The organism is Stenotrophomonas sp. 107298_Sma, assembly GCF_056480345.1.
In genome coordinates this window covers 4641710-4666032 of the sequence record NZ_CM151094.1, presented here as the reverse complement: position 1 = coordinate 4666032, position 24323 = coordinate 4641710, and the positions used below count along the sequence as shown (strand labels likewise).

Below are 24323 nucleotides of genomic sequence, written 5' to 3'. Positions count from 1 at the left end.
TTGCCGGCCAGCGGCCGGCACTACCGTGCACGTCGACCCAACCATCGGCCGTTGCCCCATCCGGCCCCAGCGGCTATGGTCCCGGGCTGTTCTGTCGTACCGGATCGCCTCATGTCACCACGCAAAGCCTTTCCCACCGCCCTGGCCCTGGGCCTGACCCTCGCCGCCGGCGCCCACGCCGATGAAGGCATGTGGATGCCGACGCAGCTGCCGGAACTGGCCAAGCCGCTGCAGGCAGCAGGTTTCAAGGGCAATCCGGCCGACCTGGCCAACGTCACCGCGCCGCCGCTGAGCGCCGTGGTGCGTGCCGGTGGCGGCACCGGTTCGTTCGTGTCTGCTGACGGCCTGCTGCTGACCAACCACCACGTGGCGATGGGCGTGATCCAGTACAACAGCTCGCCCGAGCACGACCTGATCAACGGCGGCTTCATCGCCAAGGGCCGCGCCGACGAGCGCCCGGCCAACCCGGACTTCCGCGTACTGGTCACCGTCGGCTTCGACAAGGTGACCGACCAGGTGCTGGCACAGGCCAAGGGCAAGACCGGTCGTGCCTACTTCGATGCCGTGGATGCGGCCAGCAAGCAGATCGTGGCCGAGTGCGAGAAGGACGGCAGCGTGCGCTGCTCGGTGGTCAACATGTACTACGGCACCGACTTCTACCGCATCGCCCAGCTTGAGCTGAGCGACGTGCGCCTGGTCTATGCGCCACCGCGTGCGATCGGCAACTACGGCGATGAGATCGACAACTTCATGTGGCCGCGCCACACCGGCGACTTCACCCTGTTGCGTGCCTACGTGGGCAAGGACGGCAAGCCGGCCGCCTATAGCAAGGACAACGTGCCCTACCAGGCCCCGGCGCACCTGCAGATGTCGGTGGAAGGCCCGAAGGAGGGCGACTACGCGATGCTGGCCGGTTACCCGGGCATCACCTATCGCCATCGCACCGCCGCCGAATTCGCCGGCCAGATCGATACCGTGCTGCCGCGCCGCGTGTCGGTGTTCCAGCAGATGATCGACACCATCGAGGCCGCCAGCGCCAAGGACGCGCAGGCGCGCACCCGCTACGCCTCGCAGCTGCAGTCGCTGAAGAACAACCGCAAGCGCGCCGCGGGTGAGCTGGAAGGCCTGCTGCGCAGCGACGCCAAGGCCCAGCGTGCCGCCGACGAGACGGCGATGCTGGCGGCCACCGACCGCAAGTACCAGGGCGACATCAAGGCGCTGCTGACCAACCTGTCGCAGGGCGCGGCGGTGGGCGAGCGTGACCTGCTGCTGGACCAGATGGCCGCACAGAGCCAGCTGCTGCGCTCGGCGCTGCTGCTGGAACGCCTGCGCATCGAATCGGCCAAGCCGGACGCGCAGCGCGAGAGCGGTTTCCAGCAGCGCGACCAGGCGATGATCGAAGGCGTGCTCAAGCAGGTCCAGCGACGTTACGCGCCCGAGGTCGAGAAGGCGCTGCTGACCACCCTGCTGAGCCGCTACCAGCAGCTGCCGGACGCGCAGCGCGTGGCAGAGTTCGACACCGCTTTCGGCCGTACCCCGGAGCAGCTGGCCAAGGCACTGGACACCCTGTACGCCGGCACCCAGCTGGGTGACGAGGCGCAGCGCCTGTCGCGCTTCGCTGCTGCGCGCGAAGGCAAGGCATTGGCCGCCGATCCGCTGATCGCCGTGGCCGGCCCGTTGGTGGCCGCGCAGCTGCGCATCGAGAACGAGAGCAAGACCCGCGAAGGCGAGCAGCTGCGCCTGCGCCCGGCCTACATGCAGGCGCTGTTCGCCTGGCGTGCCAAGCAGGGCCGCGCGGTGTACCCGGATGCAAACCGCACCCTGCGCATCAGCTACGGCAAGGTCGAGGCGCTGCACCCGCGCGATGGCGTGACCTACTCGCCGGTGACCACCGTGGCCGGCATCGTCGAGAAGAACACCAACGCCTATCCGTTCGACGCACCCAAGCCGCTGCTGGCGGCCATCGCCAAGGGCGACTTCGGCAGCACCGCCGATCCGGCACTGAAGACCCAGACCGTCAATTTCCTGACCAACCTGGATACCACCGGTGGCAACTCCGGCTCGCCGGTGCTCAACGCCAAGGGCGAACTGATCGGCCTGAACTTCGACAGCAACTGGGAGTCGGTCAGCGCCAGCTGGTGGTTCGACCCGCGCTACAAGCGCGCCGTGCACGTGGACATGCGCTACCTGCGCTGGCTGCTGGCCAAGGTCTACCCGGCGCCGGAACTGCTGAAGGAAATGGGCGTTCCGGCCCAGTAAGAAGCCGGCCACGACCAACGGTTGTGGCCCGCACCGCGTAAGCCCCCACCTTGGTGGGGGTGGTTGCCCCCAACGAGCCCGTACACCCGGCCACGCCTGGCCTACACTGCGGGTTCTTCCGACGGAAACGCGCGCGTGGTCTCCAGCTGGATCCTGCTGCTGGTCTCGGTTGCCTATGCTGCGCTGCTGTTCGGCGTGGCGTGGTGGGGCGACCGTCGGCCGATGTATCCGGATAGACCCTGGCTGCGGCCAGTGGTCTACAGCCTTGCGCTGGCCGTGTACTGCTCGTCGTGGACCTTCTACGGCGCAGTCGGCACCGCCGTGCGCAACGGCGTGGGTTATCTGCCGATCTATATCGGCCCGTTGCTGTTGTTGTTGTTCGGCTGGCGCATCATTGAACGCCTGGCGCTGATCGCGCGCAGCCAGAACGTGGTCTCGATCGCCGACTTCATCTCCTCGCGTTTCGGCCGCTCACGGCGGCTGGCGGCGCTGGTGGCGATCATTGCGCTGATAGGCATCATTCCGTACCTGGCCCTGCAGTACAAAGCGGTGGCAATGAGCTTGCAGGTGCTGACCGGCAACACAGGCCCGACCGGGTTCTTCAGCGATCCGGCGCTGTACGTGGCGCTGTTGATGGCGCTGTTCGCCACCCTGTTCGGCACCCGCCAGGTCGATGCCACCGAGCACCACCACGGCATGATGCTGGCCATCGCGCTGGAATCGGTGATCAAGCTGGTGGCGATGGTGGCGGTGGGCGTGTTCGCCTATGTGTGGCTCAGCGACCGCAACGAGGCGGTGGTGGAGTCGGTGCATACGCTGTTCACCGGGCTGCCGCCGGTAGGCTTCATCTCGCAGACCCTGCTCAGTTTCCTCGCCATCATCTGCCTGCCGCGCCAGTTCCACGTGGCCGTGGTTGAATGCGGTGACGTGCGCGATGTGCGCCGCGCGCGCTGGATGTTTGGTGGTTACCTGGTACTGATTTCGGCGATGGTGCTGCCGATCGCTACCGCGGGTGTCAGCCTGTTCGGCACCGGCAGCAGCGTCGCCGATGATTCGATGGTGCTGGCGTTGCCGCTGGCCGAGGGGCGCAACGCCCTGGCGCTGATCGCCTACGTCGGCGGATTCTCCGCCGCTACCGGCATGGTCATCGTGTCTTCGATCGCGCTGGCTACCATGGTCAGCAACGACCTGGTGATGCCGGTGCTGCTGCGCCGCAGTGGTGATCACCAGGAAGCGGCCGACGTCGCTTCACGGGTGTTGTGGATCCGCCGCCTGGCGATCCTGCTGCTGGCGTTGATGGCCTACAGCTACTACCGCAGCAGCAGCAACGACAGCACGCTGGCCTCGTACGGCCTGATGGCCTTCGCCGCGGTGGCCCAGTTCGCGCCGGGCCTGATCGGTGGCCTGTACTGGCGCGGTGCCAGCCGCCGCGGTGTCGAGACCGGCATGCTGCTGGGCTTCGCTACCTGGCTCTACACACTGCTGCTGCCGGCGATGACCATCGCCGGCTGGATGGACGACGGCTGGGTGCAGAACGGCCCGTTCGGTATTGCCTGGCTGCGCCCGCAGCAGTTGTTCGGCATGACCGGCTGGGATCCGCTGACCCACGGCACGTTCTGGTCGCTGCTGGTCAACGCGGCGACGATGATGCTGGTGTCCGCGCGCTGGCGTCCCGGCGTGGACGAGCGCCTGCGCGCTGCACCGTTCCTCGACCCGTATGCCGAACGCCCGTCGGTGGCCGGTGGCTGGCCCGGTCACGTGCATGTGGGCGACCTGCTGGCGCTGGCCTCGCGCGTCGTGGGTGAACGCCATGCACGGCGCTCGTTCTTCGAACAGGCGCAGTCACTGGGCCGTGAGCTGCAATCCTCGGCACCGGCCGACCGGCCGTGGGTGCAGTTCACCGAGCGCCTGCTGGCTGCCTCGATCGGCGCGGCATCGGCACGCCTGTTGCTGACCAGCCTGCTGCGTGGTTCGGGCATGGACCTGGGCGAAGTGGTGGCGGTGCTGGATGAAGCCGGGCAGGAGCTGCGCTTCAACCGCGAGATCCTCTCGACCACACTGGAGAACATCAGCGCCGGGGTCAGCGTGGTCGACCCGGACATGCGCCTGACTGCATGGAACCGCCGTTACCAGGACATGTTCGGCTACCCCGACGGCATGCTCTACGTCGGCCGGCCGGTGGCTGACCTGATCCGCTACAACGCCGAACGTGGTGAGCTGGGCGAGGGCGATATCGAAATCCAGATCAACCGCCGTATCGGCTACATGCGGGCCGGTTCACCGCACGTGTTCGAACGCACCCGCAGCGACGGCAAGGTGATCGAGATGCGTGGCCAGGCGCTGCCCGGCGGCGGTTACGTGACCAGCTACAACGACATCACCGACTACAAGCATGCCGAGCGCGCGCTGCTGGAAGCCAATGAAACGCTGGAACAGCGCGTGGCCGAGCGTTCGCATGAAGCCGAGGTCGCGCAGCAGTCGAAGACCCGTTTCCTGGCCGCGATCAGCCATGACGTGCTGCAGCCGCTGAATGCCGCGCGGCTGTTTGCGTCGGCGCTACGCGACAGCGACCATGTGAGTGACGAGCAGAAGCATCTGGCCGAGCGCGTGGATGCTTCGCTGCGTGCGGCCGAGGAACTGCTTGATGGCCTGCTGGACGTGTCACGTCTGGATGCCGGTGGCCTGCACCCGGTGATCGGCGAGTTCGATGTGAGCGCGCTGATGCGCGAGCTGGCCGCGCAGTACACCCCGGTCGCCGCTGGCCGTGGCCTGCGCCTGGACCTGTTCGCACGCCCGGCGTGGGTTCGTAGTGACCGGCGCCTGCTGCGCCGCGTGCTGCAGAACTTCCTCGCCAATGCGCTGCGCTACACGCGCCAGGGACGCATCGTGCTGGCGGTGCGTCACCGCGGCGACGAGGTGGAACTGCAGGTGTGGGACACCGGCCCGGGTATTCCCGAGCACCACATGCGGCAGATCTTCGACGAGTTCCATCGCTACCAGCAACCGTTCGACTGGGGTGAGCAGGGGCTGGGGTTGGGCCTGTCGATCTGCCAGCGCATCTCGCGCCTGCTTGATCATCGGTTGAACGCACGCAGCCGCGTGGGTAGTGGTTCGATGTTCTCGATCATCCTGCCGCGGGTGGCACCGCTGCCGGGCTATACCGAGCTGGCCACACCTGCACAGACCGTAGCCGCGCCAGTGCGCAGCGATTCGCTGGCGGGCCTGCGCGTGCTGTGCGTGGACAACGACGAAGAGATCCTCGACGGCATGCGCGCGTTGCTGGGCCGTTGGCAGGTGCAGGTGATCACCGCCGCCACCGTCGACCAGGCACTGGAGAAGATCGCCGAGCGCCCGCAGGTGATGCTGGTCGATTACCACCTGCACGACCGCATGGATGGCTTGGATGCGCTGGTGGCGCTGCGCGAGGCGGCCGGCTACCCGCTGCCCGGCGCGCTGCTGACTGCCGATGGTCGCGACGAGCTGAAGCGGATGGCACGCGAACGGGGATACCGCGTGCTGACCAAGCCGATCAAGCCAGCCTCGCTGCGCGCCTTCCTCGGCGCGCTGCGCGATGCGCAGTAATGCCGGCCGCTGGCCGGCAACCGTAACGTGAAACCATGCCAGGCAAGCCTGGCATCTACCAAAGCTTCATCGGCCTGGCAGTAGATCCACGCCATGCGTGGATGTGATGCCTGGTAGTGCCGGCCGCTGGCCGGCAACCACGTAATCGCGGGTGCGTTACCCCACGCCATGCAGGTGTTCGTACAGGATCGTCGCGCCGATGATCACCAGGATCACGCCGCCGATGATCTCGGCGCGCTTGCCGACCATGCTGCCCAGCACGCGGCCGAGCATGATGCCGACGGTGACCATGGTCAGCGTGCACAGGCCGATGACCGCAGCCATCACGCCGATATGCACATCCATGAAGGCCAGGCCGATACCCACCGCCATTGCGTCGATGCTGGTGGCGAAACCGGTCAGCGCCAGCTTCCAGAAGCCGTGGTGCTGCGAGGGGTCTTCGTCATCCTCGGCATTGTCCGGGCGAAGGCCGTTGTAGATCATGTGGATGCCCAGCGCGCCGAGCAGGCCGAAGGCGATCCAGTGGTCGAAGGCTTCGACGTACTGCAGCGCGGCGCGGCCGAGCAGCCAGCCGATGATGGGCGTGATCGCCTCGATGACGCCGAAGATGATGCCGGCACGCAGTGCGTCGCGGAACACCGGCTTGCGCATGGCCGCACCCTTGCCGATCGCCGCGGCGAAGGCATCGGTGGACATGGCAAAGCCGATCAGGAGGATCGAAATGGGGGACATGGGCGGCGGCTGAGGTCGGGCTAGGGCGGACGCACGGCCTGCGCTCGCGCCCAACCTGACGTTGCGCGCGCGGGCCGCTGGTCTCGCCAACCATCATGGTTGTCCACGCCACGGCGCACTGGCCGAGTATGTTGACGTGGACGATTCCTGCGAAGGAATCCGGCTACTCCCCAAGGGGACGCGCAGCTTAGCATCGCGATTCGCGCGTGGCGCATTTCCAGCGAAACGCGCAGGCAGGGCTGGTTTGTATAGCGATGGCTATATCGAGAGCGCAGCGGTGCCTGGTAGTGCCGGCCGCTGGCCGGCATGCGCAACGCCGAGAGCGCGCCAAGCAAGCTTGGCACCTACCAGAGCGATTTCACGCGTTTCAGGCGATTGCCGGCCAGCGGCCGGCACTACCTTCAGTCTTCTTCCGGCGGCAGCACGATAGCGTCGTCGTCGATGGCCAGCTTGCCGGCCATCAGCACGGCCTGGGTGCGGTTGGTCACGCCCAGTTTGCGCAGGATCGCGGTGACATGTGCCTTGATCGTCGCCTCGGAGACGTTGAGGTCGTAGGCAATCTGCTTGTTCAAGCGACCGGCGCCGAGCATCTGCAGCACGCGGAACTGCTGAGGGGTCAGTTCGCGCAGGCGGTGGCCGACTTCGCGTTCCTCGCTGCCGGTGGGCGGCACGTTGTGCGCTTCCGGCGGTGCCCAGGTCTCACCATCGAGGATGGTGCCGAGCGCGTGGCCGATGGTGTCCGAGTCGGCCGATTTGGGAATGAAGCCCAGCGCACCATGGTCAAGCGCCCGGCGCATCACCGTCGCTTCTTCGCGCGCGGACACCACCACCACCGGCAGGTGGGGATGCAACGAGCGCATGTGCACCAGTGCGTTGAAACCCTGTGCACCGGGCATGTTGAGGTCCATCAGGACCAGGTCGGCATCGTTGTGCTGGTCGGCCAGCGCGTACAGCGCTTCCACGCTGTCGGCTTCGAACAGCTGCACGCCGGGGATGACCCGCTGCACGGCGCCGCGCAGGGCTTCGCGGAACAGCGGGTGGTCATCGGCAATCAGGAGGGTGGTCATGGTCGGGGGGAACCGTGGGGGAAGCTACATGGGGCCAGAGCCCTTTCCCGGCGGAAAGGGCTCTGACCCCGGGTGATGCATCATCGCACCTTGCGCTCGTCCACCAGCGACGCCACCACCGACGGATCGGCCAGGGTCGAGGTGTCGCCGAGCTGGTCCGGTGCGTTCTCGGCGATCTTGCGCAGGATGCGGCGCATGATCTTGCCCGAGCGGGTCTTGGGCAGGCCCGGCGCCCACTGCAGGTGGTCCGGCGTGGCGATCGGGCCGATTTCCTTGCGCACCCACGCAATCAGCTCCTTGTGCAGCTCATCGGTTGGCACCTCTTCGGCCACCAGCGTCACGTACGCATAGATGCCCTGGCCCTTCACGTCGTGGGGGAACCCGACCACGGCGGCTTCGGCCACCTTCGGGTGCGAGACCAGCGCGCTTTCCACTTCGGCAGTACCGATGCGGTGGCCGGAGACGTTGATCACATCGTCCACGCGGCCAGTGATCCAGTAGTAGCCGTCTTCATCGCGGCGGCAACCGTCACCGGTGAAGTAGCTGCCCGGGTAGGTGCGGAAATACGTATCGATGAAACGCTGGTGGTCGCCGTACACCGTGCGCATCTGGCCCGGCCAGGAATCACGGATGATCAGGTTGCCCTCGGTCGGGCCGTCCTTGATCTCGCCATCGGCATTGACCAGCGCCGGCTGCACGCCGAAGAAGGGCAGGGTGGCCGAACCCGGCTTGAGGTCCATCGCGCCGGCCAGCGGCGAAATCAGGATGCCGCCGGTCTCGGTCTGCCACCAGGTATCGACGATCGGGCAGCGGCTGTCGCCGACCACTTCGTAGTACCAGCGCCAGGCTTCCGGGTTGATCGGCTCGCCGACGCTGCCCAGCAGGCGCAGCGAGGCACGCGAAGTCTTCTTCACCGGCTCCTCGCCTTCGCGCATCAGTGCACGGATGGCGGTCGGCGCGGTGTAGAAGATCGACACCTTGTGCTTGTCGATCACGTTCCAGAAGCGCGAGGTATCCGGATAGTTCGGCACGCCTTCGAACATCAGCGAGGTCGCGCCGTTGGCCAGCGGGCCGTACACGATGTAGCTGTGGCCGGTGACCCAGCCGACGTCGGCGGTGCACCAGTAGATGTCGTCCTCGCGCAGGTCGAACACCGCTTCATGGGTGTAGGCCGCATACAGCAGGTAGCCACCGGTGGTGTGCAGAACGCCTTTCGGCTTGCCGGTGGAACCGGAGGTGTAGAGGATGAACAGCGGGTCTTCCGCGTTCATGCGTTCCGGCTTGCAGCTGGCCGGCTGGCTGTCCACCACGTCGTGGAACCAGCGGTCGCGCGGTGCCTGCATGTCCACCGCGCCGCCGGTGTGACGCACCACCAGCACGGTTTCGACGGTATTGGTGCCGGGCAGCTTCAGCGCGGCATCAACATTAGCCTTCAGCGGAATCCTGCGACCACCGCGCAGGCCCTCGTCGGCGGTGATGATCAGCTTGCTCTGGCAGTCGCTGACGCGGTCGGCGATCGAGTTCGGTGCGAAGCCACCGAACACCACTGAGTGGATTGCACCGATGCGCGCGCAGGCCAGCATGGCCACGGCGGCGTCGACGATCATCGGCAGGTAGATGGTGACCCTGTCGCCCTTCTTGACGCCGAGGTTGCGCAGCGCGTTGCCGAGGCGGCAGGTGCGCTCGTACAGCTCGCGATAGGTCACGTGCTGTGCCGGTGCGTCCGGACCGTCCGGCTCGAACAGCAGGGCGGTCTTGTCGCCACGCTTCTCCAGCTGGCGGTCCAGGCAGTTCACGCTGGCATTGAGCTCGCCATCCTCGAACCACTTGATGTGGAAGTCGGACAGGTCGTAGTTGACGTTCTTGATCTTCGTCGGCTTGCGCATCCACTCCAGGCGCTCGGCGGCCTTGCCCCAGAAACCATCCGGGTCGGTCACCGAAGCCTGGTACTGCTGTTCATAGGACGTCTTGTCGATGCGTGCCTTGGCGGCGAACTGCGGATCGACGGGGTAGATATCAGCCATGGCACCCTCACTTGCACGTTGACTTTGTATGTGCGGTCGCAGCATCGCAGCGACCGATCCCCCTCAGTTTGCCCCATCCACCCCCGCCCGCGTCACCACCTTGCTTAGACCATGGTCGAAAGTGAGCGTCCTGCAGGGCCGGGTTCGACCAATGGCGAATAGCCGGTGTGCGTGAACGCCCCGCAGTCTCGGCTCGACCGTGCCCCACGCGCGGCATCACCTTGCCACTTGGGAGAGAGGGCAACATGAGCCACCGTACGTTGAAAGCCGTGCGCAAACCTTTGGCGGCCTGCCTGTTGGTCGCCTTGGTCGCACCGGGCATGGCGTTCGCAGAGACCGCCAAAGAGAAAGCGCTGGAAGCACGCGTTGCCGAACTGGAACGCCAGGTCCAGGCGCTGCTGTCTTCGCAACAGCAACAGCAGACCCAGATCAGCCAGACCCAGCAGGCCGTAACCGAAGTCCGCACCGTGCAGGCCGAGCAGAAGCCGGTCGCCTCGGTGCCGACCGGCAAGCAGCCGATCCAGGTCACCACCATCACCCCAGGCGCCGCGCCGGGCACCACGGTCAAGATCGGCGGCTTCATCAAGGCCGACTTCCTCGCCACCCAGACCAGCGATGGCCAGCTGGCCGACGACGCCACCGGCCGCTCGCTGTATCTGCCGGGCCAGACGCCGGTGGAAGGCGCCGGCGGCAGCGGCAAGCGTTCGGGCACTGACTTCAACGCCCATGCCAAGTTCTCGCGCTTCAACCTGGGCATCGACAACGTGAGCGAATCGGGCAACAAGGCCGGTGCGTTCTTCGAGATGGACTTCTTCGGCAATTCGCTGGGCAACCAGACCGCGACCAATACCTACGGTGTGACCCTGCGCCACGCCTACATGTACTGGAACAACTGGATGGCGGGCCAGACCTGGTCCAACTTCATGGACGCGGCCGCACTGCCGGAAGCGGTCGACTTCGTCGGCCCCACCGACGGCGTGATCTTCGTGCGTCAGGCGCAGGTGCGCTACACCCAGGGCGGCTTCAGCGTCGCGCTGGAAAACCCGGAAACCACCACCCTCACCGGTACCCGCAACCCGGTTACCGGTGCGTGGACCAATGCCAGCGCCAACTCCGATCGTGGCAGCCTGCCTGATCTGACGATGCGTTACGGCTGGAAGGGCAACTGGGGCACCTTCGGCGTCGGCGGCATCGTCCGTCAGCTGAAGGTCGACAACCAGGCCACCGGCGCCAAGGCCGACAAGGTGGCCGGCGGCCTGACCCTGGGCGGCAAGTGGGTGATGGGTGACAGCGATTCGCTGCACTACCAGCTGACCGGCGGCGAAGGCATCGCCCGCTACATCGGCCTGGGCATCACCGCCGATAGTGCCTACGACGTGGCCCGCGACGAGCTCAACCCGACCGGCGTGCTTGCCGGCTACGTGGGCTGGCGGCACGCGTTCTCGCCGAAGCTGCGCACCAACCTGATCTACGCGCGCAGCGACTACGACAACGACAGCATCCTCGGCCCGCTGGTGACCAAGAGCGTGCAGAGCATCCGCGGCAATATCTTCTACTCGCCGCTGCCCAAGGTCGATATCGGTGCAGAGCTGATGTATGGCCGTCGCGAAGTGGAGAACGGCAACAAGGGTGACATCACCCGGTTGCAGTTCACCACGAAGTACAGCTTCTAAGAGCGTGCCGGCCAACGGCCGGCACCTACCGAATTGCGTGTCGACCAACGGTCGGCATCTACAGAGGGAAAGCGTCCCATGTCCAGCACACCCAGCACCGCACACAAAGCGGGCACCCTGACCCAGGGCCACAAGAAGGTCATTTTCGCGTCGAGCCTCGGCACGGTGTTCGAGTGGTATGACTTCTTCCTGTACGGCTCGCTTGCGGCGATCATCGCCAAGCAGTTCTTCAGTGGTGTCAATGAAACCACGGGCATGATCTTTGCCCTGCTGGCCTTCGCGGCCGGCTTCTTCGTGCGCCCGTTCGGCGCGGCCTTCTTCGGCAGCCTCGGCGATCGCATCGGCCGCAAGTACACCTTCCTGGTCACCATCCTGATCATGGGCATCTCGACCTTCCTGGTCGGTGTGCTGCCCAACTACGCTTCGATCGGTTTCGCCGCACCGGTGATCCTGATCATCCTGCGCCTGGCCCAGGGCCTGGCGATGGGCGGCGAGTACGGCGGTGCCGCCACCTACGTGGCCGAGCATGCGCCGGACGACAAGCGTGGCCTGTACACCAGCTTCATCCAGTGCACGGCCACGCTCGGTCTGTTCATGTCGCTGCTGATCATCCTGGCCTGCCGCTACTTCCTCGGCAACGAAGCCTTCGAAGCTTGGGGCTGGCGCATTCCGTTCCTGGTCTCGATCGTGCTGCTGGGCGTGTCGGTGTGGATCCGCCTGCAGCTGAGCGAGTCGCCGCTGTTCCAGCAGATGAAGTCGGAGGGCAAGGGTTCCAAGACGCCGTTCCGTGACAGCCTGAAGGGCGGCAACCTGAAGCTGATGCTGCTGGTTCTGCTGGGTGCTGCGGCCGGCCAGGCGGTGGTGTGGTACGGCGGTCAGTTCTACGCGCTGTTCTTCCTCAGCAGCATGCTGAAGGTCGACGCCACCACCTCCTACCTGCTGATCGCCGCCGCGCTGGCGCTGGGCGTGCCGTTCTTTATCTTCTTCGGCTGGCTGTCCGACCGTATCGGCCGCAAGAAGATCATCCTCGCCGGCTGCCTGCTGGCCGCCGTCACCTACATCCCGATCTTCAAGGGCCTGACCCACTTCGCCAACCCGGCCATCGAAGAAGCCCGCACCAATTCGCCGGCGCTGGTGGTTGCCGATCCGAACACCTGTTCGTTCCAGTTCGATCCGGTCGGCCTGCGCAAGTTCACCAGCTCCTGCGACGTGGCCACCGCCGCGCTGACCAAGGCCGGTGTGCCGTACGACGTGCAGCCCGCCGCCGCTGGTTCGCTGGCGATGGTGAACGTGGGCAGCGCCAGCGTGACCTCGTACGAAGCCGCCGGCCTGACCAAGGAAGACGGCAAAGCCAAGGCCGATGCGTTCGGTGCGGAGCTGAAGACCGCCCTGGCCACCGCTGGTTATCCGGCCAAGGCCGACGGCGCACGCATCAACATCGCCGGCACCATCTTCATGCTGTGGCTGCTGGTGCTGTACGTGACCATGGTCTACGGCCCGATCGCCGCCTACCTGGTCGAACTGTTCCCGACCCGCATCCGCTACACCTCGATGTCGCTGCCGTACCACATCGGCAACGGCTGGTTCGGTGGCTTCCTGCCGGCGATCTCGTTCGCGCTGGTGGCCGGCACCGGCAACCTCTACTACGGCCTGTGGTACCCCATCATCATCGCGCTGATGTCGGTGGTGATCGGCGGCCTGTTCCTGCGCGAAACCAAGGACGTGGATATCACCAAATAACCGGTGTGCCGACCAACGGTCGGCACCCACCGGGTTTCAGGGGCCGCGGTGCAGACCGCGGCCTTTTTGTTTCCCTGTTTTTGGGGTCAGATCCTTTTCGCTTGCGAAAGGGATCTGACCCCATCGAGACGTGTCGCACCCGTATAGTCGGCCCATGACCACCACCGTCCCAGCCGACCTTCCCGCCATCCTGCACACCCTGCGCAGCGCCTGGCAGTCGCAGCAGCCCACGCTCGATCAGCGCGAAGCTGACCTGCGCCGCCTGCGCGAGGCGTTGAAGCCACGCCTGGACGAAATGGCCCAGGCCATCGCCGAGGACTTCGGCCACCGCGCCCACGTCGAATCAAAGCTGGCCGATGGCATGAGCGTGCTGTCGGCCATCGACCACCTGCGCCGCCACCTCCGGCGCTGGTCGAAGCCGCAGCGGGTGGGCGCCGGTTGGCGGCTGTGGCCGGCGCGCGCGCAGCTGCGGCCGACGCCGCTGGGGGTGGTCGGGGTGATCTCGCCCTGGAATTACCCGGTCACGTTGGCACTGGTACCGCTGGCCACCGCGATTGCCGCCGGCAACCACGTGCTGCTCAAACCCTCCGAACACACGCCGCGCACCAGTGCATTCCTGGCCGATCTGCTGGCCAGCGTGTTCCCGCCCGATCGGGTGGCGGTGGTGCAGGGTGGGGCGGATGTGGCCGCAACGGTGTCATCGCTGCCGCTGGACCATCTGCTGTTCACTGGCTCGACGGCTGTTGGCCGCAAAGTGATGGCTGCCGCCGCCGAGCATCTGGTGCCGGTCACGCTGGAACTGGGCGGAAAGTCGCCGGCCATCGTCTGCCGCGATTTCCCGCTGGACAAGGCCGCTGCACGGCTGGCTACCGGCAAATGGTTCAACGCCGGGCAGACCTGCATCGCGCCGGATTACGTGCTGATCGATACCGCGCGCCAGCGCGAGTTCGTGCAGACGCTGCAGCAGCAGGTGCGCGAACGCTACGGCGATTTCAGCGATGCCGACGATTACACGCGGATCATCAATGAGGCCCAGTACCGGCGCCTGCAGGGCTATCTGGCGCAGGCGCGCGAACGCGGCGTGCCGGTGATTCCTTTGGCTCAGGTGGACGATGCGCGCGCCGACCGCGAGCGTCTGCTGGTGCCCACCGTGGTGCTGGACCCGCCGGACGACCTGGACCTGATGCGCGAGGAGATCTTCGGCCCGATCCTGCCGGTACGGGCGTACCCGGATCTGGATGCGGCGCTGGCCGACGTGCTGTCCCGCGACCGGCCGCTGGCGCTGTATCCCTTCAGCCATGACAAAGCGGCGGTGGAGCGCATCCTCGGCCAGGTGGTGGCCGGTGGGGTGACGGTCAATGACACCCTGCTGCACTTCGCGGCCGATGGCCTGCCGTTTGGCGGGGTAGGGGCCAGCGGCATGGGCGCGTACCACGGCCGGGCCGGGTTCGATGCGATGAGCAAGCGGCTGCCGGTGCTGTGGCAGTCGCGCTGGGCGGCCAGTGACCGGCTGCGGCCGCCGTATTCGAAGATTGCGGGGTTGTTGAAACTGCTGCTGCGATGAATCCAGGCAGGGCGTGCATCCAGTGGTAGTGCCGGCCGCTGGCCGGCAGGCGCAGGGTCTTGCCGGAAGGGTTATCGGGTTGCCGGCCAGCGGCCGGCACTACCGGTAGGGGCCAACCCGCGCGGCCCGTTCCGGTAGGTGCCAACCTTGGTTGGCACGCGTGAACCCCAAGCGCCGACCAAGGTCGGCCTCTACCAAAGCCCACCCGGGTAGAATGCCCGCATGAAGATCGCCTCGTGGAACGTCAATTCGCTCAACGTCCGCCTGCCGCACCTGGAGCAGTGGCTCAAGGACTTCGGCCCGGACATCGTCGGTATCCAGGAAACCAAGCTGGAGGACCACAAGTTCCCCGATTCGGCGCTGATCGCCGCGGGCTACCGCAGCGTGTTCGCCGGGCAGAAGACCTACAACGGCGTCGCGCTGGTGTCGCGTGAGCCGGCGCAGGACGTGCAGATCGGCATTCCCGGCTTCGAGGACGAGCAGAAGCGCGTCATCGCCGGTACCTTCGGCGACCTGCGGGTGATCAACCTGTACGTGGTCAACGGCCAGGACATCGGCACCGACAAGTACGACTACAAGCTGCGCTGGCTGGAAGCGGTGCATGCGTGGATCGCCGAAGAACTGCAGCGGCACCCGAAGCTGATCGTGATGGGCGACTTCAACATCGCCCCGGATGCGCGCGATGTGCACGACCCGGAGGTGTGGAACGAAAACCACATCCTCACCTCCACCGCCGAGCGCGGTGCATTGAACAAGCTGCTGCAGCTGGGTCTGCACGATGGCTTCCGCCTGCACAACGACGAGGCCGGTGTGTTCAGCTGGTGGGATTACCGTGCCGCCGGTTTCCGCCGCGACCTGGGCCTGCGCATCGACCTGACCCTGGTCTCCGACGCGCTGAAGGGCAGTGCGGTGGCCTCGGGCATCGACCGCGAGCCGCGTACCTGGGAACGCCCCAGCGATCATGCGCCAGCGTGGGTGCAGATCGGTTGAACGAACGGGGCCCGACAAATGCCGGGCCCGTTGTGATGCGTCTGCCGGCCAGCGGCCGGCACGACTGCCGCGTCAGCGTATGCTCTTGCGGGTGAACAGGTTGACGATCGCCAGCAGGATCACCGCACCGATCAGCGAGAACAGGAAGGTGCGGATGGTGATCGCTTCGTTGATGCCGCCGCCGAACAGCCAGCCGGAAATCAGCGCGCCGACGATGCCGACCACGATGTTGAGGATGATGCCCTGCTGGGCATCGCGCTTCATGATGATGCTGGCCAGCCAGCCTACGATGCCGCCGACGATCAGCCAAACGATGATGCCCATGATCGAACCTCCGGTGGGGAACTGTGACCAGTTGACGCGCATGGCTGTGAACCCGTCGTGCAATTGCGTGATGGGCGCGTGCGGATGAGCCTGCCAGCCACCCTCGACGGCCCGTGGCGCTTCGGCCCGGTAACGGTCTGGCGGCGCCCGCACGTGCCGGGCCACCGCGGCGAACCGCAGGCGCGACAGGTACTGGCGCAGGCGCTGGGCACCGACCCGGAGACGCTGCCACTGGTTCGCGATGACAAGGGCCGGCCGGAGCTGAGCGGCGCGCTGGCCCACTACGGCACTGGCTGGAGCCACAGTGGCGAGGTGCTGCTTGTGGCACTGGGCGAGGGCGTGCGGTTGGGCGTCGACCTGGAGCTGCTGCGGCCGCGGGCCCGCCTGCTGGAGATCGTGCAGCGCTTCTTCCACCCCGAGGAAGTGGCCTGGCTGGAAAGCCTGGACGAGGCCGGGCGCGAGCACTGGTTCTTCCGCGTGTGGTGCGCCAAGGAAGCCATGCTGAAGGCACACGGGCAGGGCATCTCGTTCGGCCTGCACCGCCTGCAGCTGGCCCCGGGGGCCGATGGCGCCCTGCACCTGCGCTGGTGTGACCCGGCACTGGGCGTGGCCGCGCGCTGGCATCTGCACGAATGGCAGGCCACCGGGCAATTCCGCGCTGCTCTGGCCTGGTATCCGCACTGAAGCGGGGAATCAGCGCGCAAAACCGGCGATAATGTCGGCATGAGCGAACACCCACTTCCCGCCAGCGTGGCTGCCACGCTGGAACAGGGCCTGGCCAGCATGGGCCTGGACGCCGCGCTGGCGCCGCCGCTGCTGCGATACCTGGCCCTGCTGCACCGCTGGAACGGCACCTACAACCTCACCGCCATCCGCGACCCGCAGGAGATGGTCACCCGCCACCTGCTCGACTCGCTGGCGATGCAGCCGCTTGTGGCTGATGGCAGCCTGGCCGACCTCGGTACCGGTCCCGGCTTGCCCGGCATCCCGCTGGCGATCGCCTGCCCGGGCCTGCAGGTCACCCTGGTGGAGAGCAACGGCAAGAAGGCGCGCTTCATGCGCGAGGCCGTGCGCCAGCTCGGTCTGGGCAATGCCCGCGTGGCCGAATCGCGCGCCGAGGCGCTGGACGAAGCTGGCCACTACGACCAGCTGACCGCGCGCGCGATGGACACCCTGGCCGGCATCGTCCGCGTTGGTGGCCACCTGCTGAGCCCCGGTGGCGTGCTGCTGGCCATGAAGGGCGTCTACCCGCATGAGGAGATCGCGGACCTGCCGGCTGGCTGGCAGGTGCGTGAGGTGACCCCGTTGAGCGTGCCCGGCCTGGCCGGCGAACGCCACCTGGTCACCGTTACAGGTCCCTGATTCCCGTCGCCAGCCCCTTGTGGAACAACGGGTTGGCGATTCACGATTTCCGCAAGGGGCCGGTTGTACGCATAATGACCGGTCCCAGCACACGTCGACGAGGCACACCCGCATGGCCCGCATCATCGCCATCGCCAACCAGAAGGGTGGCGTCGGCAAGACCACGACCGCCGTCAACCTGGCCGCTTCCCTGGCCAACGCACCCAAGCGCGTGCTATTGGTCGACCTGGATTCGCAGGGCAACGCGACCATGGGCAGTGGCGTGGACAAGCGCGAGCTGGTCTCCTCCACCTACGACCTGCTGCTGGGCGAGTCCAGCGCCGCCGACGTGCGCGTGCAGACCGCCGAAGGCTACGACCTGCTGCCGGGCAACATCGACCTGACCGCGGCCGAGATCCAGCTGATGGCGCAGAGCGAGCGCGAGCAGCGCCTGAAGCGTGCGCTGGCGCCGATCCGCGACGAGTACGACTACATCCTGATCGACTGCCCGCCGGCGCTGTCGCTGCTGACGCTCAACGCGCTGGCCGCCGCCGACTCGGTGATCGTGCCGATGCAGTGCGAGTACTACGCACTGGAAGGCCTGAGCGCGCTGGTGGAAACCATCGAGGCGCTGCGTGCCAACCTCAACCCGGCGCTGGAGATCGAAGGCGTGCTGCGCACCATGTTCGATGTGCGCAACAACCTGGCCAACGCGGTCTCGGCCGAGCTGACCGAGCACTTCGGCGACCGCGTGTTCCGCACCATCGTGCCGCGCAACGTGCGCCTGGCCGAGGCGCCCAGCCATGGCCAGAGCATCGTCGGCTACGACCGCGCCTCGCGCGGTGGCGTCGCCTACCTGGGCCTGGCCGGCGAGATCATCCGCCGCAGCAACGAACGCAACAAGGCCGGCAAGGCCGTGGAGATCGTCTGATGACCAGCAGCAAGCCGGCAGCCAAGAAGCGAGGCCTCGGCCGTGGCCTGGATGCCCTGCTGGGTCCCAAGGGTGCGGTCAGCCAGGTGCAGGCCAGCACCGCGGTGATCGAACCGTTGCCGGGTGAAGTGCTGCGCAAGCTGGCCGTGGGTCAGTTGCAGCCGGGCAAGTACCAGCCGCGCCGCGAGATGGACGAGGGCAAGCTGTCCGAGCTGGCCGACTCGATCAAGTCGCAGGGCGTGATCCAGCCGATCCTGGTGCGCCAGCTGCCGGCAGGCAACTACGAAATCGTCGCCGGTGAACGCCGCTGGCGTGCATCGCAGCTGGCCGGCCTGGACGAAGTGCCGGTGGTGGTGCGCGAGCTGGAAGACCGCACCGTCATCGCGATGGCGCTGATCGAGAACATCCAGCGCGAAGACCTCAACCCGCTGGAAGAAGCCGAGGCGCTGCAGCGCCTGATCAGCGAATTCACCCTGACCCATGCCGAGGCCGCCGAGGCCGTCGGCCGCTCGCGCGCGGCGGTGTCCAACCTGCTGCGCCTGCTGGAGCTGCCGGTGGCGATCCGCCTGCTGCTGGAAACCCGCCGCCTGGAAATGGGCCACGCCCGTGCACTGCTGACCCTGGCCCCCGAACTGGCCGGCAAGCTGGCGCAGGAAGCGGCCGATGAAGGCTGGTCGGTGCGTGAGGTCGAGCGCCGTGCGCAGGCCTTCGCCGCCGGCAAGGTGCCGAGCAACCGTCCGGTGGCCACGCCGAAGGTGCAGCAGGCCGATATCGCTTCGCTGGAAACCGAGCTGTCCGAATCGCTGGGTGCCAAGGTGGCGATCAGCCACGGCCGCGGCGGTAAGGGCAAGCTGATCATCCATTACACCGACCTGGATACCCTGGACGGTGTGCTGGAAAAGCTGCGCGCCCGCCAGGCCTGAGTCCGGCGTCGCGACGGGGGGGGCGCGGCCTGTTCCTGCCGCGTCCTGCAATTGACAGGGAACGCACCGCCGCGCGCGCCGTGGGATGCACTGCTCTCCGGCCCGTGGTCTCATCCAGGGAGCAGGACATGAGCAACGCATTCGACGACGTCAGCCCGGGCGGCAGCCCGATCATGGTGCACAGCCGCGAGAAGGACTTCACCCCGCCGCAGGGCGAAGAGCACATCGAGGCGATCGGCGCGCACATCGAGCGCCATCTCGGCCCGGTGTCCGGTGTCTTCCACGAAATCATCTCCGACCTGGTGCACATCGACGTGCACGTGGTGCCGGCCACTGAGCAGTTTCCGTATCTGCGGCTGGTGACCTCGGGCATGAGCGACCTGCCGATGACCGTGCCCGACGAGGTGGACGCGGACGTGCCGCGCTACATGGAACTGATGGTGACCCTGCCGGCCGACTGGCCGATCTCGCAGGACGCCTTCGAGGATGAGCGCAACTACTGGCCGGTGCGCCTGTTGAAGGGACTGGCACGGCTGCCGCACGAGTACGACACCTGGCTGGGTTTCGGCCACACCATTCCCAACGGCCACCCCAGCGAGCCCTATGCACCGGGCGTGGGTTTCGATGGCGCCATCGTGCTGCCGCCGGTAACCCCCCCGGAAGACTTCGCCGAGCTGGCGCTGGAGGACGGCAAGGTCATCAGTTTCATGACCATCATCCCGCTGTATCCGGAAGAAATGGACCTGAAGCTGAAGAAGGGCGCCGAAGCGCTGCTCGACCGCTTCGATGCGAAGAACATCCAGGACGTGATCGAGCCCGGGCGCGTCAACGTGGCCAGGAAGCGTTTCGGTTTGTTCTGAGACCGGTAACATCAGGGGTCTGAATTTCTGCTTCCGGGCCCCTGCCATGACCATCCTGCTTACCGGCGCTGCCGGCTTCATTGGTGCCTACACCGCCCGCGCGCTGCTGGAGGCGGGTCGGCCCGTGGTCGGCCTGGACAACTTCAACGACTACTACGACCCGCAGATCAAGCGCGACCGCGTGGCCGCACTGTGCCCGACGCTGGACCTGCGCACCCTCGACCTGACCGACCAGCAGGGCCTGGCCGCGCTGTTCGACGAGGTGAAGCCGACGGCGGTGATCCATCTGGCTGCACAGGCGGGCGTGCGCTATTCGCTGGAAAACCCGCAGGCCTACGTCGACAGCAATCTGGTCGGCTTCGTCAACATCCTCGAGCTGTGCCGCCACCGTGGCGTGCAGCACCTGGTGTATGCGTCGAGCAGCTCGGTCTACGGTGATTCGGCCACGCCGCCGTTTTCCGAAGACCAGCGCGTGGACCAGCCGCGCTCGCTGTACGCGGCGACCAAGGCGGCCAACGAGCTGATGGCCTACACCTACGCGCAGCTGTACGGCCTGCATGCCACCGGCCTGCGCTTCTTCACCGTGTACGGGCCGTGGGGCCGGCCGGACATGGCTCCGCTGCTGTTCTCGCGCGCGGTGCTGGCCGGGCGGCCGATCGATGTGTTCAACGAAGGCCGCATGCAGCGCGATTTCACACATGTCTCCGACATCGTGGCCGGTATCCTCGGCGCGCTCGCGCATCCGGCCGATGGTCCGGTGCCGCACCGGGTGTTCAACCTCGGCAACCATACGCCGGTCGAGCTGGAGCGCTTCATCAGCGTGATCGAACAGGCTGCCGGCCGCCCTGCGCAGAAGGTCTACAAGCCGATGCAGCCGGGCGACATGGTGCGCACGATGGCGGATACCCGGCGTGCACATGACGCATTCGGCTTTGATGCGGTCACCCCGATCGAAGCGGGGCTGCCGCCCGTCGTGCAGTGGTGCCGCGAGTATTTTGGCGACCGCGCCTGAGAGTGGATCCTCACACAACCGGATTCATCTTCGGATAACCTTGGTTTCGGAGAATGCGCGGTCTTTGTTCCCTCTTGGCCGAGTCCCCCATGAGCCAACCCGAGCTTTCCGTCGTCGTCCCGGTGTTCAACGAGCGCGACAACGTCGCACCGCTGGTGGCCGAGATCACCGCTGCCCTGCGTGGCCGGTTGCCGTTCGAGATCGTCTACATCGATGACCACTCGCGCGATGACACCCTGGCGGTGCTGCAGGGCCTGAAGGCCACCACCCCGGAACTGCGGGTGCTGCACCACGTGAACCAGAGTGGGCAGAGCACGGCTGTGCGAACCGGCGTCAAGCACGCTCGTGCGCCGTGGATCGCCACCCTCGATGGCGATGGCCAGAATGATCCGGCCGACATTCCCAAGCTGCTGGCTGCCCGTGACGCCGCAGCGGCGCAGGTAAAGCTGTTCGCCGGCTGGCGCGTCAACCGCCAGGACAGCGGCAGCAAGCGCTGGGCCAGCAAGTGGGCCAATGCCATCCGCGCGCGCATGCTGCGCGATGACACCCCAGACACCGGCTGTGGTATCAAGCTGTTCGAGCGCAGCGCATTCCTCGACCTGCCGTACTTCGACCACATGCACCGCTACCTGCCGGCGCTGATGCAGCGCGCCGGCTGGAAGACCACCAGCGTGCCGGTCAATCACCGCCACCGTACCGCCGGCGTGTCCAAGTACAACAACCTGGGCCGTGCGCTGGTCGGCATCCGCGATCTGCGCGGTGTGGCCTGGCTGATCACCCGCAGCAAGCGCACCGCGGTGGAAGAGCGATGATGGCACTGGCACTGCACTGGCTCGACCAGCCGCTGACCTGGCTGTACTGGACCGGCCTGCATGTGACCGGCTGGAAGCTGATCGGCTACACCGGTGCGCTGATGTTCGGTGGGCGCTGGCTGGTCCAGTTCGTGGCCTCCAAGCGCGCCGGCAAGCCGGTCATCCCGCGCCTGTTCTGGTACATGAGCGTGGTCGGCAGCCTGATGACGCTGAGCTACTTCCTGTTCTCGGCCAAGCAGGACTCGGTGGGCGTGCTGCAGAACCTGTTCCCGGCGTTCACCGCGCTGTACAGCCTGCAGCTGGACATCAAGCACCGCGGCTGGAAGCGGGACAAGGCCAGCCACTAGGTCTTCGGTAGATGCCAACCTTGGTTGGCGCTGGGATTCGCCGGGTGCCAACCAAGGTTGGCAGCTACCAGAGTGGCCGTGCATCGGTAGCGCCGGGCCATGCCCGGCGGCTGTATCCGTCGACCGCGCTGCGCGCTCGCGGGGCATGGCCCCGCGCTACCGCGCGCCTTCGGTGCTGGGTCTCCCCGTTTGCCAACCAAGGTTGGCAGCTACCAGGACACGGCTCAGGCAGGACCTTCGTCCCATGCCACGGGCGATGCGCGGTGCCATGATCGGGGTCTGCCTTCCCGGGAACCTGTGCTCGTGAAAACCCGTCTTGCCGTCGCCCTGCTGCTCGCTCTGTCCGCCCCCGCCGTGGCCTTGGCCGCACCTCCCGCCACTATGGCTCCGGCCAGCGTGGCCACCGAATCGCCCGCTGACGCCGCCTTCCGCGCGTTGTACGAAAAGGAATGGAAGTGGCGCCAGCAGGGCGGTGGTGAGGCCAGCGAGGACGAAGACGCCCCGGCCAACGCCACCCGCATGCCCGACGTCGGCCCGGCCGCGCAGCAGGCGCGCCTGAAGGTGTGGGATGAAACCCTCGCTGCGCTGAAGAAAATCGACCCGAAGACCCTGTCGCCCGACAACCAGGTCAACTACGCGATCTACCGTGACCAGGTGTTCAACCTGGCCGAAGAGACGCGTCTGCGTGGCTACGAGATGCCGTTCAACGCCGACTCCTCGTTCTGGTCCAACCTGTCCTTCATGGCCCGGCGCGAGATGAAGACCGTGCAGGACTACCAGAACTACATCGCCCGCCTGAATGATGTGCCGCGCTACTTCGGCCAGCAGACCGAGAACATGCGCGCCGGCCTGAAGCGCGGTTTCAGCGTGCCGCGCGCGGTGCTCGATGGCCGCGAAGTGTCCATCGCCACCGTCGCCGAGCTGAAAGACCCGACCGAATCGCCGCTGTACGCGCCGTTCAAGAAGCTGCCCAACAGCATCCCGGGCACCGTGCAGGCCAAGCTGCAGGCGCAGGCGCGTGAAGCGATCAGTGGCAAGGTGGTGCCGGCCTTCCAGCAGCTGCGCACCTTCTTCGTCAACGAGTACGTGCCGCAGGCGCGCACCACGCTGGCCGCCGAAGCGATGCCTGACGGCAAGGCGTACTACAAGCAGCAGATCCACGAATACACCACGCTGGACCTGTCGCCGGACGAGATCCACCGCATCGGCCTGGATGAAGTGGCACGCATCCAGAAGGAAATGAACGACATCATCAAGCAGGTGAAGTTCAAGGGCAGCTTTGCCGAGTTCCTGACCTTCCTGCGTACCGACCCGCAGTTCTATGCCAAGACGCCGGAAGAACTGCTGTCGCGCGCCGCATGGATCTCCAAGCGGGCAGACGGTCAGCTGGGCAAGTACATGACCCTGCCGCGCGCGCGCTTCACCATCGTGCCGGTGCCGCCGGACATCGCACCGTTCTGGACCGCCGGCCGCGGTGGCATGGGCACCTACTGGCTCAACACCTACAACCTGCCGTCGCGCCCGCTGTACAACCTGCCGGCGCTGACCCTGCATGAATCCGATCCGGGCCACGCGCTGCAAGGTGCCATCGCCGCCGAGCAGAAGAACCTGCCCGAGTTCCGCCGCAACGCCTACATCTCCGCCTACGGCGAAGGCTGGGCGCTGTACTGCGAGAAGCTGGGCGTGGAGATGGGTATCTACGAAACCCCGTACGAGGATTTCGGCCGCTTGACCTACGAAATGTGGCGCGCCACGCGTCTGGTGATCGACACCGGCGTGCACAGCAAGGGCTGGACCCGCGAGCAGGCGCTGGCCTACCTGCGCGACCACACCGCGCTGAGCGAGCATGAAGTGACCACCGAAGTGGACCGCTACATCTCCTGGCCGGGCCAGGCGCTGAGCTACAAGCTGGGTGAGATCGCCATCGTGCGCCTACGCGCGCAGGCCGAGAAGGAACTGGGCGACAAGTTCGACATCAAGGGCTTCCACGACACCCTGCTCAAGCAGGGCTCGGTGCCGCTGCCGGTGCTGGAACAGCAGATCCAGGCCTACATCGCCGAACGCAAGAAGGCCTGACCGTTCCAAGGTAGTGCCGGCCGCTGGCCGGCAACCTGCACGCACTGCAATCGTTCGACATTGCCG

General features: G+C 66.6%; 19 protein-coding genes and 1 riboswitch. Of the genes, 15 read left to right on the top strand and 4 right to left on the bottom strand.

What is annotated here, in order from left to right:
• Positions 1–111 precede the first annotated feature (111 nt).
• Positions 112–2259, top strand: a complete 2148-nt coding sequence (locus ACZK2G_RS21520) for a S46 family peptidase (protein ID WP_478474327.1) — start codon at positions 112–114, stop codon at positions 2257–2259.
• A 135-nt stretch (positions 2260–2394) separates the two neighbouring features.
• A complete protein-coding gene (locus tag ACZK2G_RS21515) occupies positions 2395–5841 on the top strand; it encodes a hybrid sensor histidine kinase/response regulator (protein ID WP_046982590.1) in 3447 nt (1148 codons plus the stop codon).
• Positions 5842–5997: 156 nt separating this feature from the next.
• Here the strand turns inward: ACZK2G_RS21515 and ACZK2G_RS21510 are convergent, their stop codons facing one another.
• The 3 genes from ACZK2G_RS21510 to acs all read right to left on the bottom strand — a co-directional run bounded on the left by ACZK2G_RS21510 (position 5998) and on the right by acs (position 9664).
• Positions 5998–6573 (bottom strand): manganese efflux pump MntP, encoded by a 576-nt coding sequence (locus ACZK2G_RS21510; RefSeq protein ID WP_046982591.1) that lies wholly within the window; start codon positions 6571–6573, stop codon positions 5998–6000.
• 88 nt (positions 6574–6661) lie between these two features.
• Positions 6662–6751, bottom strand: a riboswitch (yybP-ykoY riboswitch).
• 223 nt (positions 6752–6974) lie between these two features.
• Entirely contained in the window at positions 6975–7640 is a 666-nt protein-coding gene (locus ACZK2G_RS21505) for a response regulator transcription factor (RefSeq protein ID WP_046982592.1), read from the bottom strand.
• 80 nt (positions 7641–7720) lie between these two features.
• Positions 7721–9664, bottom strand: a complete 1944-nt coding sequence (gene acs, locus ACZK2G_RS21500) for an acetate--CoA ligase (protein WP_478474325.1) — start codon at positions 9662–9664, stop codon at positions 7721–7723.
• A gap of 245 nt (positions 9665–9909) precedes the next feature.
• Here acs and ACZK2G_RS21495 point away from each other — a divergent pair, with 245 nt between their 5' ends.
• The 4 genes from ACZK2G_RS21495 (at position 9910) to xth (ending at position 15631) form a co-directional block, all read left to right on the top strand.
• Positions 9910–11337: a DcaP family trimeric outer membrane transporter gene (locus tag ACZK2G_RS21495; RefSeq protein WP_046983432.1), complete on the top strand. Its 1428-nt coding sequence runs from the start codon at positions 9910–9912 to the stop codon at positions 11335–11337.
• Between the two features lie 78 nt (positions 11338–11415).
• The gene (locus ACZK2G_RS21490) at positions 11416–13077 is read left to right on the top strand and encodes an MFS transporter (RefSeq protein ID WP_253078553.1); all 1662 of its coding nucleotides are present in this window, start codon (positions 11416–11418) and stop codon (positions 13075–13077) included.
• 154 nt (positions 13078–13231) lie between these two features.
• The gene (locus ACZK2G_RS21485) at positions 13232–14641 is read left to right on the top strand and encodes a coniferyl aldehyde dehydrogenase (protein WP_478474323.1); all 1410 of its coding nucleotides are present in this window, start codon (positions 13232–13234) and stop codon (positions 14639–14641) included.
• 222 nt (positions 14642–14863) lie between these two features.
• Complete coding sequence (gene xth, locus ACZK2G_RS21480; protein WP_253078555.1) at positions 14864–15631, top strand: exodeoxyribonuclease III; 768 nt, start codon at positions 14864–14866, stop codon at positions 15629–15631.
• Between the two features lie 72 nt (positions 15632–15703).
• Here xth and ACZK2G_RS21475 read toward each other — a convergent pair whose 3' ends face one another.
• Entirely contained in the window at positions 15704–15955 is a 252-nt protein-coding gene (locus ACZK2G_RS21475) for a GlsB/YeaQ/YmgE family stress response membrane protein (protein ID WP_012512507.1), read from the bottom strand.
• Between the two features lie 84 nt (positions 15956–16039).
• On the opposite strand from ACZK2G_RS21475, the gene ACZK2G_RS21470 reads away from it, so the two are divergent.
• From ACZK2G_RS21470 to ACZK2G_RS21430, 9 genes are all read left to right on the top strand, one after another.
• The gene (locus ACZK2G_RS21470) at positions 16040–16639 is read left to right on the top strand and encodes a 4'-phosphopantetheinyl transferase family protein (protein WP_478474321.1); all 600 of its coding nucleotides are present in this window, start codon (positions 16040–16042) and stop codon (positions 16637–16639) included.
• Between the two features lie 39 nt (positions 16640–16678).
• A complete protein-coding gene (gene rsmG, locus ACZK2G_RS21465; protein WP_478474320.1) occupies positions 16679–17317 on the top strand; it encodes a 16S rRNA (guanine(527)-N(7))-methyltransferase RsmG in 639 nt (212 codons plus the stop codon).
• Between the two features lie 112 nt (positions 17318–17429).
• The gene (locus tag ACZK2G_RS21460) at positions 17430–18227 is read left to right on the top strand and encodes a ParA family protein (protein WP_478474318.1); all 798 of its coding nucleotides are present in this window, start codon (positions 17430–17432) and stop codon (positions 18225–18227) included.
• Entirely contained in the window at positions 18227–19150 is a 924-nt protein-coding gene (locus tag ACZK2G_RS21455; protein ID WP_046983442.1) for a ParB/RepB/Spo0J family partition protein, read from the top strand. Before ACZK2G_RS21460 ends, ACZK2G_RS21455 begins: the two co-directional genes overlap by 1 nt.
• A gap of 128 nt (positions 19151–19278) precedes the next feature.
• Positions 19279–20010, top strand: coding sequence for a suppressor of fused domain protein (locus ACZK2G_RS21450; RefSeq protein WP_046983443.1), 732 nt, complete (start codon positions 19279–19281; stop codon positions 20008–20010).
• 46 nt (positions 20011–20056) lie between these two features.
• Positions 20057–21022: an NAD-dependent epimerase/dehydratase family protein gene (locus ACZK2G_RS21445; protein ID WP_046983444.1), complete on the top strand. Its 966-nt coding sequence runs from the start codon at positions 20057–20059 to the stop codon at positions 21020–21022.
• A gap of 89 nt (positions 21023–21111) precedes the next feature.
• A complete protein-coding gene (locus ACZK2G_RS21440; protein ID WP_136639431.1) occupies positions 21112–21834 on the top strand; it encodes a glycosyltransferase family 2 protein in 723 nt (240 codons plus the stop codon).
• The gene (locus ACZK2G_RS21435) at positions 21834–22181 is read left to right on the top strand and encodes a lipid-A-disaccharide synthase N-terminal domain-containing protein (protein WP_046983511.1); all 348 of its coding nucleotides are present in this window, start codon (positions 21834–21836) and stop codon (positions 22179–22181) included. Before ACZK2G_RS21440 ends, ACZK2G_RS21435 begins: the two co-directional genes overlap by 1 nt.
• A gap of 303 nt (positions 22182–22484) precedes the next feature.
• Positions 22485–24257, top strand: a complete 1773-nt coding sequence (locus tag ACZK2G_RS21430; RefSeq protein WP_046983446.1) for a DUF885 domain-containing protein — start codon at positions 22485–22487, stop codon at positions 24255–24257.
• Positions 24258–24323 lie beyond the last annotated feature (66 nt).

What these genes read in the sequence shown, in the direction of transcription:
- ACZK2G_RS21495 (WP_046983432.1), top strand. Translation starts at nt 9,910, where the DNA reads ATGAGCCACCGTACGTTGAAAGCCGTGCGCAAACCTTTGGCGGCCTGC.
- ACZK2G_RS21520 (WP_478474327.1), top strand. Translation starts at nt 112, where the DNA reads ATGTCACCACGCAAAGCCTTTCCCACCGCCCTGGCCCTGGGCCTGACC.
- ACZK2G_RS21440 (WP_136639431.1), top strand. Translation starts at nt 21,112, where the DNA reads ATGAGCCAACCCGAGCTTTCCGTCGTCGTCCCGGTGTTCAACGAGCGC.
- ACZK2G_RS21505 (WP_046982592.1), bottom strand. Translation starts at nt 7,640, where the DNA reads ATGACCACCCTCCTGATTGCCGATGACCACCCGCTGTTCCGCGAAGCC.
- ACZK2G_RS21455 (WP_046983442.1), top strand. Translation starts at nt 18,227, where the DNA reads ATGACCAGCAGCAAGCCGGCAGCCAAGAAGCGAGGCCTCGGCCGTGGC.
- acs (WP_478474325.1), bottom strand. Translation starts at nt 9,664, where the DNA reads ATGGCTGATATCTACCCCGTCGATCCGCAGTTCGCCGCCAAGGCACGC.
- ACZK2G_RS21475 (WP_012512507.1), bottom strand. Translation starts at nt 15,955, where the DNA reads ATGGGCATCATCGTTTGGCTGATCGTCGGCGGCATCGTAGGCTGGCTG.
- xth (WP_253078555.1), top strand. Translation starts at nt 14,864, where the DNA reads ATGAAGATCGCCTCGTGGAACGTCAATTCGCTCAACGTCCGCCTGCCG.
- ACZK2G_RS21450 (WP_046983443.1), top strand. Translation starts at nt 19,279, where the DNA reads ATGAGCAACGCATTCGACGACGTCAGCCCGGGCGGCAGCCCGATCATG.
- ACZK2G_RS21490 (WP_253078553.1), top strand. Translation starts at nt 11,416, where the DNA reads ATGTCCAGCACACCCAGCACCGCACACAAAGCGGGCACCCTGACCCAG.
- ACZK2G_RS21470 (WP_478474321.1), top strand. Translation starts at nt 16,040, where the DNA reads ATGAGCCTGCCAGCCACCCTCGACGGCCCGTGGCGCTTCGGCCCGGTA.
- ACZK2G_RS21435 (WP_046983511.1), top strand. Translation starts at nt 21,834, where the DNA reads ATGGCACTGGCACTGCACTGGCTCGACCAGCCGCTGACCTGGCTGTAC.
- ACZK2G_RS21445 (WP_046983444.1), top strand. Translation starts at nt 20,057, where the DNA reads ATGACCATCCTGCTTACCGGCGCTGCCGGCTTCATTGGTGCCTACACC.
- ACZK2G_RS21485 (WP_478474323.1), top strand. Translation starts at nt 13,232, where the DNA reads ATGACCACCACCGTCCCAGCCGACCTTCCCGCCATCCTGCACACCCTG.
- ACZK2G_RS21510 (WP_046982591.1), bottom strand. Translation starts at nt 6,573, where the DNA reads ATGTCCCCCATTTCGATCCTCCTGATCGGCTTTGCCATGTCCACCGAT.
- rsmG (WP_478474320.1), top strand. Translation starts at nt 16,679, where the DNA reads ATGAGCGAACACCCACTTCCCGCCAGCGTGGCTGCCACGCTGGAACAG.
- ACZK2G_RS21460 (WP_478474318.1), top strand. Translation starts at nt 17,430, where the DNA reads ATGGCCCGCATCATCGCCATCGCCAACCAGAAGGGTGGCGTCGGCAAG.